At 62.9% G+C, this 13540-nt stretch carries 9 protein-coding genes; 2 read left to right on the forward strand and 7 right to left on the reverse strand.

Translation table 11 applies throughout. The features are described from left to right. Positions 1 to 460: 460 nt before the first annotated feature. Both clpS and clpA read left to right on the forward strand, forming a co-directional pair. Positions 461 to 775: an ATP-dependent Clp protease adapter ClpS gene (gene clpS, locus CJU94_RS09140; RefSeq protein WP_006050100.1), complete on the forward strand. Its 315-nt coding sequence runs from the start codon at positions 461 to 463 to the stop codon at positions 773 to 775. Next, a complete protein-coding gene (gene clpA, locus CJU94_RS09145) occupies positions 772 to 3069 on the forward strand; it encodes an ATP-dependent Clp protease ATP-binding subunit ClpA (protein ID WP_011489636.1) in 2298 nt (765 codons plus the stop codon). Before clpS ends, clpA begins: the two co-directional genes overlap by 4 nt. A 67-nt stretch (positions 3070 to 3136) precedes the next feature. On the opposite strand, the gene CJU94_RS09150 is transcribed toward clpA, so the two are convergent. The 7 genes from CJU94_RS09150 to CJU94_RS09180 form a co-directional block, all read right to left on the reverse strand. After that, positions 3137 to 5647 (reverse strand): hypothetical protein, encoded by a 2511-nt coding sequence (locus tag CJU94_RS09150; protein WP_095418416.1) that lies wholly within the window; start codon positions 5645 to 5647, stop codon positions 3137 to 3139. Positions 5648 to 6048: 401 nt separating this feature from the next. Continuing rightward, entirely contained in the window at positions 6049 to 6495 is a 447-nt protein-coding gene (dut, locus tag CJU94_RS09155; protein WP_095418417.1) for a dUTP diphosphatase, read from the reverse strand. A 13-nt stretch (positions 6496 to 6508) separates the two neighbouring features. Further along, positions 6509 to 7528 (reverse strand): LLM class flavin-dependent oxidoreductase, encoded by a 1020-nt coding sequence (locus CJU94_RS09160; RefSeq protein WP_095418418.1) that lies wholly within the window; start codon positions 7526 to 7528, stop codon positions 6509 to 6511. Between the two features lie 74 nt (positions 7529 to 7602). Then, positions 7603 to 8817: a bifunctional phosphopantothenoylcysteine decarboxylase/phosphopantothenate--cysteine ligase CoaBC gene (gene coaBC / locus CJU94_RS09165; RefSeq protein WP_095418419.1), complete on the reverse strand. Its 1215-nt coding sequence runs from the start codon at positions 8815 to 8817 to the stop codon at positions 7603 to 7605. Between the two features lie 114 nt (positions 8818 to 8931). Further along, positions 8932 to 9441, reverse strand: coding sequence for a signal peptidase II (gene lspA / locus CJU94_RS09170; RefSeq protein WP_095420274.1), 510 nt, complete (start codon positions 9439 to 9441; stop codon positions 8932 to 8934). Positions 9442 to 9452: 11 nt separating this feature from the next. Beyond that, positions 9453 to 12290 carry an isoleucine--tRNA ligase gene (ileS, locus tag CJU94_RS09175; RefSeq protein ID WP_095418420.1) on the reverse strand — a complete coding sequence of 946 codons (2838 nt, stop codon included), beginning with the start codon at positions 12288 to 12290 and terminating at the stop codon, positions 9453 to 9455. Positions 12291 to 12461: 171 nt separating this feature from the next. Next, positions 12462 to 13457, reverse strand: coding sequence for a bifunctional riboflavin kinase/FAD synthetase (locus CJU94_RS09180; protein WP_095418421.1), 996 nt, complete (start codon positions 13455 to 13457; stop codon positions 12462 to 12464). Between the last annotated feature and the right edge of the window lie 83 nt (positions 13458 to 13540).

Here is a 13540-nt window from a genome sequence, read left to right on the forward strand (position 1 = left end):
CCATCGGCATTTTTTCGAAATTATGGCTTGGTGAAAAAAGTGCCAGCTTGATTGTTGAGGCTCTTTATTCGGGTGTCAAGAAAATTTTGAGATGCCGTTGCCGCGTTGCAAACAGGCACTTTCCAGGGTTTTTCCCGCTTTCGTTATGTGCGGTTGCGCAAGCGGGCTGTCTTGAAAAGTCGCATAATCGACGCACATGCTGTTCAACGGGTTACGCCGGCGCCGATGAGGTCGGGCGAGCCGTCAGCCAGCTACGGCAGGTTGTGCGATACTCGATCCGACTGCGGCGCAGCACGGCCGCAAGCATCACAGGATAGGGGCCGGCTCCGCAAATCGGCTCGTCGAATTAACGCACGCATGGAGGGTAATCACCCACCAGGTGGTCGCGAACGGGCTCACCGGCCGGTCGGCCGGGTTTTGACAGGATTGCGGGCCTGTCCTAGTTGTTTAGAATGGGTGTATGGCGATTATCCCGGACAAGCAGGACGGCACCGTACTGGAGCGGCAGGAGAAAAAGCTCAAGCCGCCATCCATGTACAAGGTGGTGCTGCTGAATGACGACTTCACGCCAATGGAATTTGTCGTGATGATCGTGCAGGAATACTTCAATAAAGATCGTGAAACCGCAACGCAGGTTATGTTGAAGGTGCATCGCGAGGGCAGGGGAGTTTGTGGGGTCTATACGCGGGACATCGCGTCGACCAAAGTCGAGCAAGTCGTTACCCACGCACGGCAGGCCGGGCATCCGCTGCAGTGTGTGATGGAGGAAGCATGATTGCCCAGGAACTGGAAGTCAGCCTGCACATGGCGTTCATGGAAGCACGCCAGGCGCGGCACGAGTTCATAACGGTCGAACATCTTTTGCTGGCACTGTTGGACAATCCGACAGCGGCGGAGGTGTTGCGTGCATGCGCGGCCAATATCGAGGATCTGCGCCAGAACCTGCGCAACTTCATTCATGACAACACGCCGACCGTGCCTGGCACGGACGACGTCGACACGCAGCCCACGCTGGGTTTCCAGCGTGTGATCCAGCGCGCGATCATGCATGTGCAATCCACCTCGAATGGCAAGAAGGAAGTGACCGGCGCCAACGTGCTGGTCGCGATCTTCGGCGAGAAGGATTCGCACGCGGTGTACTACCTGCAACAGCAGGGCGTGACGCGTCTGGACGTGGTCAACTTCATCTCGCACGGCATCGCCAAGACGAGCAGCACGGACGCCGCGAAAGCGAGCGACGCGAATGCCGAGTCCGACGAAGCCGCCGCGCAGAAGGAAACCCCGCTTGCGCAGTTCACCCAGAACCTGAACCAGATGGCGAAAGACGGCCGCATCGATCCGCTGATCGGGCGCGAGTCGGAGGTCGAGCGTGTGGTGCAGGTGCTGTGCCGCCGCCGCAAGAACAATCCGTTGCTGGTCGGTGAGGCCGGCGTCGGCAAGACCGCGATCGCCGAGGGCCTCGCATGGCGCATTACGCGCGGCGAAGTGCCGGACATTCTGGCGGATGCGCAGGTGTATTCGCTCGACATGGGCGCGCTGCTCGCCGGCACCAAGTATCGCGGCGACTTCGAACAGCGCCTGAAGACGGTTCTCAAGGAATTGAAGGAACGTCCGCACGCTATCCTGTTTATCGACGAAATTCATACGCTGATCGGCGCGGGTGCTGCGTCGGGCGGCACGCTGGACGCGTCGAATCTGCTGAAGCCGGCGTTGTCGTCGGGCACGCTCAAGTGCATCGGCGCGACCACGTTCACGGAATATCGCGGCATCTTCGAAAAAGACGCGGCATTGTCGCGCCGTTTCCAGAAGGTCGACGTGACCGAGCCGACCGTCGAACAGACGGTGGCGATCCTGCGTGGCCTGAAGTCGCGTTTCGAAGAGCACCACGGCGTGAAGTATTCGTCGGGCGCGCTGTCGGCGGCGGCTGAGTTGTCGGCACGCTTCATCACGGATCGTCATCTGCCGGACAAGGCGATCGACGTGATCGATGAAGCGGGCGCGGCGCAACGCATCCTGCCGAAGTCGAAGCAGAAGAAGACCATCGGCAAGAACGAGATCGAGGAAATCATCTCGAAGATCGCGCGTGTCCCGCCGCAAAGCGTGTCGCAAGACGATCGCAGCAAGCTGCAAACGCTGGATCGCGATCTGAAGAGCGTGGTGTTCGGGCAAGACCCGGCGATCGACGCGCTGTCGGCCGCGATCAAGATGGCGCGCGCGGGTCTCGGCAAGCTGGACAAGCCGATCGGCGCATTCCTGTTCTCCGGCCCCACGGGTGTCGGCAAGACGGAAGTGGCGAAGCAGCTGGCGTTCACGCTGGGCATCGAGCTGATCCGCTTCGACATGTCGGAATACATGGAACGTCATGCGGTCAGCCGGTTGATCGGCGCGCCGCCGGGCTATGTCGGTTTCGACCAGGGCGGTCTGCTGACCGAGGCCGTCACGAAGAAGCCGCATTGCGTGCTGCTGCTCGACGAAATCGAGAAGGCGCATCCGGACATCTACAACGTGCTGCTGCAGGTCATGGACCACGGCACGCTGACGGACAACAACGGGCGCAAGGCAGATTTCCGTAACGTCATCATCATCATGACGACGAATGCGGGCGCCGAAGCGATGGGCAAGTCGGTGATCGGCTTCACGAATCGTCGGGAAACCGGCGACGAAATGGTCGACATCAAGCGCATGTTCACGCCTGAGTTCCGTAACCGTCTGGATGCGGTGATCAGCTTCCGCTCGCTCGATGAAGAAATCATCATGCGCGTGGTCGACAAGTTCCTCATGCAACTGGAAGATCAGTTGCACGAGAAGAAGGTCGACGCGCTCTTCACCGACGCGCTGCGCAAGCACCTGGCCAAGCACGGTTTCGATCCGCTCATGGGCGCGCGGCCGATGCAGCGTCTGATCCAGGACACGATCCGTCGTGCGCTGGCCGACGAACTGCTGTTCGGCAAGCTGATGAACGGCGGCCGCGTAACGGTCGACGTGGATGCGGAAGACAAGGTGCAGTTGACCTTCGACGAACATCCGGCGCCGCGCAATCCGAATCCGGAAGCGGTGGAAGTCGAATAAGCGTACACGGTAGTACTAAGAAACGGCGTGGACTCAAAGGTCCACGCCGTTTTTTTTGGTGCCGATGCTATCGATCGAAACTGATCGGCTTGCTCATGTAGGCGTTCAGCTTGTCTCTCGCCCACGCCTCGGGATTGCCGATCGCCGAGACGATGCCCGTTGTCGCGCCGCCGCCCAGCAAGACGGTGAAGATGCCGCGCAACGGGAAGTCGCCATACATCGGATTCGAAATGTCGAACGGTTCGGACCGCAGGAACATATCTTCGGCCGTAGCGCCCATGGATGGCTGGAACACCGATGGGAATTTCAACGCCAGGATGGTCGGATGCACGTTGCGGTAGTCGGTGCCGATTGCCGGATCGCCCAGCAAGCAGCTGCCACCGGTTCCCCAATGTTGAGAGTCGAAGTCCGTCGCGACCGGGTCGGTCGTATTCGGAATGCGGCTCGCGGGAATCTGCCATGGCATCACCGGCCATTTGAGCGCGCGGCTCACTGCCTTGCAGAAATCGAAGTAGCGTTTCCATTCGCGAGGGCCATAGCAATAGCCGTTCACGTACGCGCGCTGCGTGAAGTCGTCCGCTTCGTAGCGGTCGATCGCGAGAAAGTCGGGTGCATAAGGGCCGTCATATACGCCGAGGCTGGCGACATAGGCCGCTGTTTGCTGCGCCATTTGCGCGGTTTGATCGGTCTCCTCATAAATCCACTCCGAATAGCCGACGCCCCAGAGGTTGATCTGCCAGCCGAACGTCACGCTTGGCGCCACGGTGCGGGTCAGCCAGTTCACGGCGAGGACGTAGCCGGCGATGTCCTCGGTGATATTGGCGGGAATGGCTACCGAGATCGACCAATGGTCGAGCGCGGTTTGCAGCGGACCGCGCACCGGCATCGCGTAGTTCGCGCCAAAGTTGGCCTGCTCGCACGCGCCGAGAAAGTCCGGGTTCACGATGAACCCCGCCGGAACCGGGTGATCGTTGTCGATCGCCTCGGTGGCGATGTTCAGCGCCAGGATGTAGTTCGCGAAGCTGTGTGCGTGAGCGTCGGCATTCGCGAGGATTGTCGGCGTGTCGCCGAGCGACAGGTTGCAGGTGTACGACACCATCACCGGCAGCACCGGCTGAACGTTGTCCAGTTGCGTTTCGATGTTGCGGGCGAGGGTGATCGTCGTTCTTGTCTGGACGTCGTCCGCCAGGAAAACGTTCGAGTCGCCGGCGCCGTCGGTGCCGGCGTAATCGAAGACCGACGTCGCGCGCGCCGCGGCGAAGTCGGCCAGATTGCTCGTCTGCAGATCGGCACATCCGCCGAAGCACAGGTACGCAGGGAAGCCGCGCACGTGGAGATTGGCGGACGCGCCGATGCTCACGTCGAGTTCAATGCGGCCGTCACCACTCACGTTCAATTGCGCTGGCGTGCCGACCGCATACACGACGCCCGCCGACAGGAAGTCGGTAGCCTCCACCGTGTAATGACCCGGGCGGACGAGCGCCGAGAAAGCGGTTTGCTGCGATTGGACGGCGACGGTCTGCAGATAACTCATGTCGCTGGCGACGAGGCGCAAGTCGATCTGGCGATCGAGCGTCTGGTCGGCCGTGACCTTGATCGCCACCTCGACGTAGCCGGAGGTGTTGACGGGCTTGCTCGTCACCATGGAATCGTTGATGGTCACCTGCTGCAGTGCGTTCGTGAGCGTGATGGCCGGCACCTCGAACGAGTAGCGGACATCGTTCAGTGCGACGTTCTGCAGCGATATATGCGCGGTGCCCGCCGGCGGCAGTTTTCGCAGCGACGTCACGCTGTTCGTGCTTGCATCGAATGCCGCGAGCGTGTTGCCAGTCTTGCTGTCGATCAGTGTGACGCTGAGCGTTTCGCTCGACAGACCGGTGAGCGATCCGATCGCGATATCAAGCGCGCAATAGCGCTCGACCGGCCCGAATGTCACGCCGATCGTCGCGGTATTGCCCGCGGTGACTTCAACCGAGGCGGGATTGATGACAAGCGCAGCAACAACAGTCTCATCGTCAGTGGAGACGCTATCGCCGCTTACCGTATAGCCGCCCTGTTCGAGACTCGCCGTGACGCTTTCGCCGTAGCTCAGCGGCAAAGTGGTGACCATGCTGCCCTGTGCGAGTGTGAGTACGGGCGTCACGCTCGCCAACGCCAGGTCGGGCGCCGCCTCGCATGCGGCTGACACCGTGCCGAAGATCGTCGGTTCGTGATCGGCGGCGAATACGAATGAATCGAGCCAGGTGTCGGGATTGGCGACAAGATTGCCGTTGATGCCGATCGTGATCTGATCGGGCGGTTGCATCGTATAGGGTGTGATGAACGGTATGGTCGCGGTGACGTCGAAGTCGCCGTCGCCGATTTGCGATGCTTCCACGGTAGTCGCGCCGGTGACCCAACTGATGAACTGTGGCTGGATGGCCGTGGCATCCAGATTGGCCGGTGAATGGAAGTTGAATTCGAGGAACTGGCCGACGTTGACGGCGCTGCCGTCTTCATAGCGCAGGTTGGAGACGATGATCGTGCCATACCATTCATTGGCACCCGGGCCGACGATTGCATCATATTCGATCTTCATGCTGGCTCCATTCAGGTTTGTCCAGTGGACTCTGGACTGATCGCCCGGATGGGCGAAGAAGAGTACTGTCCACAATGGCAAAGCATCCGCACCGGATTGAATATGATATGGATGCCTAAACAAATCGATAAATTGAAAACACTGCTCGTGACGTGAACCTCCTTGGTCTGGCTTTGACGGAACTGGGATGCTGGAACGTGAGGCGGCCGGCAATGAATCAGCAAGTGTGGCCGGGTGGATCGGTGCTGCTGGTGGTTGATTTATAGGTGGGGGAGTTGAAGGTCCAAATCGGACAACTCCGAATTCTATTCGCGCCGCGGAAAGACGTGTGGAAGGCTTGAGTGGCGGGAGAGAGCCGTGCTGGGTTGGGCTAAGCCAGCACGGTTTTGGGGGAATCCAGCTTAATGCTTGCCCGTGCTGCCGAAACCGCCCGCGCCACGCTCGCTGGTTTCGAAGTCGTCGACGATATTGAACTCCGCTTGCACGACCGGCACGATCACCAACTGCGCGAGGCGTTCCATTGGATTCAGCACGAACGTGGTCTCGCCGCGATTCCACGTCGAGATCATCAGTTGACCCTGGTAATCCGAATCGATCAGACCGACGAGGTTGCCCAGCACGATCCCGTGCTTATGGCCTAAACCCGAGCGCGGCAGAATCAATGCCGCATAGCCCGGATCGCCGACGTGAATGGCCAGTCCCGTCGGCACGAGCGCGGTTTCGCCGGGTTTGAGCGCCAACGGTTCGTCGAGGCACGCGCGCAGGTCGAGTCCCGCGCTGCCGGTGGTGGCATAAGCCGGGAGCTGGTCGCGCATGCGCGCGTCGAGGATTTTCAGGTCGAGTTTCATGCAGGTTCGAAGGTTACGGGGTGGGGGCCGGGCGTTCGAGCTGGAACGCTTCAGCAAGAAGTTCATAGGAGCGCAGCCGGGCGCGATAGCTGCCCGCAACGGTGAGCACGATCAGTTCGTCGGCTTCGAACTGCTCCTGCAACGCACGGAGCCGCTCAGTGACGGTTCCCGGCGTGCCGATGATACTGCGCGGTTTTTCGCGTGAGATCACCAGTTGCTCGCGCTCGCCGTACTCCTGCGCAATGCCCTGTTCGATGGATGGAATCGGCTCGTTCAAACCGTAGGCCATCTGTACACGGCGCAGATCGACGGCTTTCTCCAGATCGGCGGCTTCCTGCTCGGTGTCAGCGCAGATCACGAACACGGCGGCTGCCAGATACGGCTGCTGTCCGTCCTGGCCGGCCTTGAAGCGCTCACGATACGCATGCGCGACCTGGTGCCCGAAATGCGCGTTGATGAAGTGCGCAAACGCAAACGGAATGCCGAGTTGCGCCGCCAGCAGGCCGCCGAATTCGCTCGAACCAAGCATCCAGACTTGCGGACGCGTATCGATTTGCGGCTGCAGCAGCACGCCGCTCGCGATGTGATCGCCCGGCAGCGTGCCGTGCATCAGGCCGAGCAGATCGGCGACCTGCTGCGGGAAAATGTCGCCGCGATTGTAGTCGCCGGCAGCGACCGCTTGTGCGGTGCGCATGTCGCCGCCCGGCGCGCGCCCTACGCCCAGATCGATACGCTTGGGGAACAGTGCCTCGAGCATCATGAATTGCTCGGCGACCTTGAACGGGCTGTAGTACGGCAGCATCACGCCGCCGGAGCCCAGCCGGATGCGCCGCGTCACACTCCCGAGGCGCGCCAGCATCACCTCGGGGCAAGGGTTCGACACGCCACGCAGGCCGTGATGCTCGGCGCACCAGTAACGCGTGTAGCCGAGGTCGTCGGCGAGTTGCGCGAGTTCGACGGTGGCGGCAATCGCGTCCGCTACCGAGTGCCCGGCGATCACCGGCGTTTGATCGAGTACGGATAGTCGCGTCATGTCAGTACCGCTCCAGATGAATCAGGTCGCTGCCGCGACTCCCGGCGGCCGCGCGGACTTGCCGCTGGGAAGGCTCAGCGAATCAGACTTGTGTCGGGCAGACGCTTCGCGATCTCCGCGATCAGCGCGCGCGCGAGCGTCTGCTTGTCGGCGCGTGGCAGCTTCGTTGCGCCGCCGGCTTCGAACAGGATGACTTCGTTATCATCGAGGCCGAAAGTCAGCGGGCCCAGATTGCCGATCAGCAGCGGCACATTCTTGCGCACGCGTTTTTCTTCGCCATGGACTTCGAGGTCACCGCTTTCCGCGGCAAAGCCGACCGCGAACGGCGGATGCGGCAGTTTGGCCACGGAGGCCAGAATGTCCGGATTTTCGACGAAAGCGAAGCTCGGCAGCGCGCGATCCGCCGTTTTCTTGATCTTGTGCTCGCTGGCGTGATCCACGCGCCAGTCGGCTACCGCGGCCACACCGATAAAGATGTCGGCGTCCGCGACCGCGTGCATCACCGCGTCGTGCATCTGCTGGGCGGTTTGCACGTCCTGGCGGAATACGCCCCAAGGCGTTTCCAGCGCGACCGGGCCGGCGACCAGATGCACCTCGGCGCCCGCCTGTTGCGCGGCGCGCGCCAGCGCAAAACCCATCTTGCCGCTGGAGCGGTTGGTGATGCCGCGTACCGGATCGAGCGGTTCGAACGTCGGCCCCGCGGTCAGCAGCACACGCCTGCCGGCCAGGAGCTTCGGCGCGAAGAACGAGGCGATGGCCTCGTACGTGGCGGCGGCTTCGAGCATGCGGCCGTCGCCGACTTCGCCGCACGCTTGCGGCCCGGAATCCGGCCCAAGCACCTGAACCCCGTCCGCGCGCAATTGCGCGACGTTGCGCTGCGTCGCCGGGTGCTGCCACATCTGCCGGTTCATGGCCGGCACGACCAGCAGCGGACAATCGCGCGCGACGCACAGCGTTGACAGCAGGTCGTCGGCCATGCCGTGCGCGAGTTTGGCGAGGAAATCAGTGGAGGCGGGCGCGATCACGATCGCATCCGCTTCACGCGACAGATCGATGTGCGCCATATTGTTCGGCACCCGCGCATCCCACTGGCTCGTGTAGACCGGACGGCCGGACAGCGCCTGCATGGTGACGGGCGTAATGAACTGCGTGGCCGCGTCGGTCATGACGACCTGCACGGTCGCGCCGGCCTTGGTCAATAGACGCGTGAGTTCGGCGATCTTGTAGCAGGCAATGCCGCCCGTCATGCCGAGGACGAGGTGTTTTCCTGCGAGTTCTGCGGTTGCCAACGAAAGCCTCCGACAAAGCGTGGTGGCGGTCAGCGGGGCGGGGCGTTGTGTGCCCCGCCGCCGCGCCTTTCAAGCCGTACTGGTGCGCGAATCCGGGCGCGAGCGCCTGCTGCCTCAGCGTGCGCTGCCGCGTACACGCCGCAGTTCGTCGAGCACGAGCAGAATCGCGCCGACCGTGATCGCGCTGTCGGCAAGATTGAACGCCGGCCAGTGCCACGCGCGCACGTGGAAATCGAGGAAGTCGATCACGTGCCCATACGCGAGCCGGTCGATCACGTTGCCGAGCGCGCCGCCGAGAATCAGCGAGAGCGCCGTGCAGAACATTTTCTGCCCGCCGTGGCGCTTGAGCAGATAGCAGATCACCAGCGCGGCCACCACGCCGAGCGCGGTGAACGCCCAGCGTTGCCAGCCGCCCGCCATGGCGAGGAAGCTGAACGCCGCGCCGCGGTTGTACACGAGGATCAGGTTGAAGAACGACGTGACCTCATGCGCGACACCGTAGGCGAAGACCTTCTGGACCGCGATTTTCGTCAACTGATCGAACAGGATGACGATTAGCGCAACCCCGAGCCAGGGCGCGAGCGATCCGTTTGCAACAGATGTTTTCGACGCGGTTTTCGACATGGTTCTCGCCATTATGCCGCGCTCCTGCTTTCACCGTTGCCGAACAGATTGCTGAAGCAGCGGCCGCACAGCGTGGGGTGTTCGGCGTTCGCGCCGACGTCCGCGCGGTAATGCCAGCAGCGTTCGCACTTCAGATACTTCGAGGCGATGACCTCGACGCCTTCTTCCGCTTCGCTGCCGACCTGCGCGACGCTCGCCGCCGAGGTGATCAGCACGAACTTCAGGTCGTCGCCGAGGCTCGTGAGCGCGTCGTAACGCGCGCCGCTTGCGCGGATTTCCACTTCCGCCTGCAGGGACGATCCGATCAGGTTCGCCACGCGCGCTTCTTCCAGCGCCTTGGTCACGTCGCTGCGAGCGGCGCGCAGGAGCGTCCACTTGTCGAGCAGCGCGCCGGCGTCCGGCACGGCGGGGAACGCGTGATACGTCTCGGTAAAGATCGTTTCGCTGTTCGGCTGGAACACTTTCCACGCTTCTTCCGCGGTGAACGACAGGAACGGCGCCATCAGACGCAGCAGGCCGTGCGCGATGTGATACAGCGCGGTCTGCGCCGAGCGGCGCGCGACGGAGTCCGCGGCGCTCGTGTACAGACGGTCTTTCAGCACGTCCAGATAGAAGCCGCCGAGGTCTTCCGAGCAGAACGTCTGCAGCTTGGCGACCACCGGATGGAACTCGTATTTCTCGTAGTGCGAGAGGATGTCGTTTTGCAGATTCGCCGACAGCGCCACCGCATAGCGGTCGATCTCGAGCCAGTCTTCGACCGGACGGGCGTGCTGCGCGAAGTCGAAGTCCGACAGGTTCGCGAGCAGGAACCGCAGCGTGTTGCGGATACGGCGATAACCTTCCGTCACACGCTTCAGGATTTCTTCCGAGATCGCCAGTTCGCCCGAGTAATCGGTCGACGCGATCCACAGGCGGATGATTTCCGCGCCGAGGCGGTTCGCCACTTCATGCGGGTCGATACCGTTGCCGAGCGACTTGCTCATCTTGCGGCCTTCGCCGTCCACGGTGAAGCCGTGCGTGAGCAGCGCGTTGTACGGCGGGCGGCCATCGAGCATCGAGGCGGTCAGCAACGACGAGTGGAACCAGCCGCGGTGCTGGTCCGAGCCTTCCAGATACAGATCGGCCGGGAATTGCAGTTCGTCTTTATGCGAGCCGCGCAGCACGTGCCAGTGCGTGGTGCCCGAATCGAACCACACGTCGAGCGTATCGCGGTTCTTCTCGTACATGTTGGCGTCGTCGCCGAGCAGCTCGCGCGGGTCGAGCGATTGCCAGGCTTCGATGCCGGCCTTCTCGACGCGTTGCGCGACTTCTTCGAGCAATTCCAGCGTACGTGGATGCAGTTCGCCGGTTTCCTTGTGCACGAAGAACGCCATCGGCACGCCCCACTGGCGTTGACGCGACAGCGTCCAGTCCGGGCGATTCGCGATCATGCTGAACAGGCGCTGCTTGCCCCACGCCGGATAGAAGGCGGTGTTCTCGATGCCTTCGAGCGCGGTTTCGCGCAGCGTCTTGTCGGTATCGTTCGGCTTCACGTCCATGCCCGCGAACCATTGGGACGTGGCGCGGTAGATGATCGGCGTCTTGTGGCGCCAGCAGTGCATGTAGCTGTGCGTGTACTTCTCGGTGCGCATCAGCGAACCCGCGCCTTGCAGCGCTTCGACGATCTGCGGGTTGGCCGCCCAGATCGACAGGCCGCCGAACAGCGCGAGCGATTCGATGTAGCGGCCGTCGCCCATCACCGGATTGATGATGTCCGAGTCCGCCATGCCGTGCGCCTTGCACGACACGAAGTCTTCAACGCCGTAGGCCGGCGACGAGTGCACGATGCCCGTGCCGGTTTCAGTCGTCACGTAGTCACCGAGATAGACCGGCGCGGTGCGCTTGTAACCCGGATGCGCGGACGCGAGCGGGTGATGAAAGCGCAGATTGACGAGCTTCGCGCCCGGCGTGGTGGCGACGATCGTGCCTTCCAGGCCGTACAGTTTCAGGCACGCTTGAACGCGCTCTTCGGCGAGGATCAGCAGACCGCGCGGCGTATCGACCAGCGCGTAGACGATCTCCGGGTGCAGGTTCAGCGCCTGGTTGGCGGGGATGGTCCACGGCGTGGTGGTCCAGATCACGATGCCGCCTTCGTTGCGCGGCAGCGCATTCAAGCCGAACGCCTGCGCGGTCTTTTCCGGTTCGGCGAAGCTGAACAGCACGTCGATGGTCGGATCGGTCTTGTCCTTGTACTCGACTTCCGCTTCGGCAAGCGCCGAGCCGCAGTCGAAACACCAGTTCACCGGCTTCAGGCCGCGGAATACGTAGCCTTTTTTCATGATCTTCGCGAGCGCGCGGATTTCGCCGGCCTCATTCGAGAAATTCATGGTCTTGTACGGATTGTCCCAGTCGCCGAGCACGCCCAGACGCCGGAAGCCCACTTTCTGCTTCTCGATCTGCTCGGTCGCGTAGGCGCGTGCCTTCTGCATGACTTCAGCCGCCGGCAGCGACTTGCCGAACTGTTTTTCGATCTGGATTTCGATCGGCATGCCGTGGCAGTCCCAGCCCGGCACGTAGACCGCGTCGAAGCCCGCCAGATTGCGCGCCTTCACGATCATGTCCTTCAGGATCTTGTTCACCGCGTGGCCGAGGTGAATGTCGCCGTTCGCGTACGGCGGGCCGTCGTGCAGGATGAACTTCTTGCGGCCCTTGCTGGCGGCGCGGATCTTCTCGTAGACCTTGCGCTCCTGCCATTCCTTGACCCATTGCGGCTCGCGCTTGGGCAGGTCGCCGCGCATCGGGAACGGCGTGTCGAGCAGGTTGACCGGGTAGCGTGACTGCGGTTTCGAATCGGCTTTCTTATTGCTCATGATGAGGTCGCGGTGAATTCTTTCTATGCGCAGCGGGGCGCGGAATGCGCACGATGCGCGGGGGCGTTGGGCGCGCCCGGCAGGCATGTCGCGTGATTCACGGACGCCCTTCGATGCGCGCGGCGAGGGTCCACACATGCGGCGCTTAAGCGCTTGCGTGGACCACGGCGGCTATCTAATTCGGTCAGTGGCCGAGGTGGCGAAGCCGGTGGAACGGCTGCCCGGCGTACCCGCCCCGACGGCCGCGAACCACGCGCGCGCGTTGGCGACGTCGCGCGCAATGGCGGCCGTCAGCGTTTCGAGGTCGACATACTTCTCCTCGTCGCGCAGCTTCTTCAGGAATTCGACGCGCACGAGTTTGCCATACGCGTCGCCATGCCAGTCGAGCAGGTGGACTTCGAGCAGCACGCGGCCGGAATCGTCCACCGTGGGACGCAGGCCGAGGCTCGCGACACCCGCCAGCGGTTCGTCCGCCACGCCGTGCACGCGCACCACGAAGATGCCCGCGAGCGCCGGGCGCTTGTGGGCGATCGGCAGGTTCAGCGTGGGGAAGCCGAGATCGCGGCCGAGCTTCATGCCGTGCACGACGTGGCCACTGATCACATAATCGCGGCCCAGCGCGGCGCGCGCCGCGTCCAGGTCGCCCGCCACCAGCGACGCGCGTACGCCCGAGCTCGAAATGCGCGCGCCCGACGGATCGGCCACCGTGGCCATCTGTTCGACTTCGAAACCGTGTTGCTGCCCCGCGGCCTTCAGCGACGCGAAGTCGCCCGCGCGTTTTGCGCCGTAGCGGAAGTCGTCGCCGATCATCACCCAGCGCGCGTGCAGTCCGTTGACGATGATCCGTTCGACGAACGCGTCTGGCGACTGGCTCGCGAACGTGTGATTGAAGTGCTCGACCACCACCCGGTCGACGCCGTTGGTGCGCAGCGCCTCGAGCTTGTCGCGCAGCATGGCGATGCGCGGCGGCGCGCCCGCCGGGTTGAAGAATTCGCGCGGGTGCGGCTCGAAGGTCATCACGCAGACGGGCAGGCCGCGCGCATCGGCAGCCGCCCGCACATGGGCGAGCAAAGCCTGATGGCCGCGGTGGACACCGTCGAAGTTGCCGATGGTCAGTGCGCAGGGCGCACGGCTTTCAGCATTGGGAAGACCGCGGAAGACTCTCACGATAGCGGGTTTGAGGTGGAGCGGCCGGGGTGCCGCAAAACAAACGATTATAAACGTTCAGCGCAGTGGACGGCGGCGCGTCG

Source organism: Paraburkholderia aromaticivorans (assembly GCF_002278075.1).
Classification (GTDB): Bacteria; Pseudomonadota; Gammaproteobacteria; order Burkholderiales; family Burkholderiaceae; genus Paraburkholderia; species Paraburkholderia aromaticivorans.

What these genes read in the sequence shown, in the direction of transcription:
- clpS (WP_006050100.1), top strand. Translation starts at nt 461, where the DNA reads ATGGCGATTATCCCGGACAAGCAGGACGGCACCGTACTGGAGCGGCAG.
- clpA (WP_011489636.1), top strand. Translation starts at nt 772, where the DNA reads ATGATTGCCCAGGAACTGGAAGTCAGCCTGCACATGGCGTTCATGGAA.
- CJU94_RS09150 (WP_095418416.1), bottom strand. Translation starts at nt 5,647, where the DNA reads ATGAAGATCGAATATGATGCAATCGTCGGCCCGGGTGCCAATGAATGG.
- dut (WP_095418417.1), bottom strand. Translation starts at nt 6,495, where the DNA reads ATGAAACTCGACCTGAAAATCCTCGACGCGCGCATGCGCGACCAGCTC.
- CJU94_RS09160 (WP_095418418.1), bottom strand. Translation starts at nt 7,528, where the DNA reads ATGACGCGACTATCCGTACTCGATCAAACGCCGGTGATCGCCGGGCAC.
- lspA (WP_095420274.1), bottom strand. Translation starts at nt 9,441, where the DNA reads ATGTCGAAAACCGCGTCGAAAACATCTGTTGCAAACGGATCGCTCGCG.
- ileS (WP_095418420.1), bottom strand. Translation starts at nt 12,290, where the DNA reads ATGAGCAATAAGAAAGCCGATTCGAAACCGCAGTCACGCTACCCGGTC.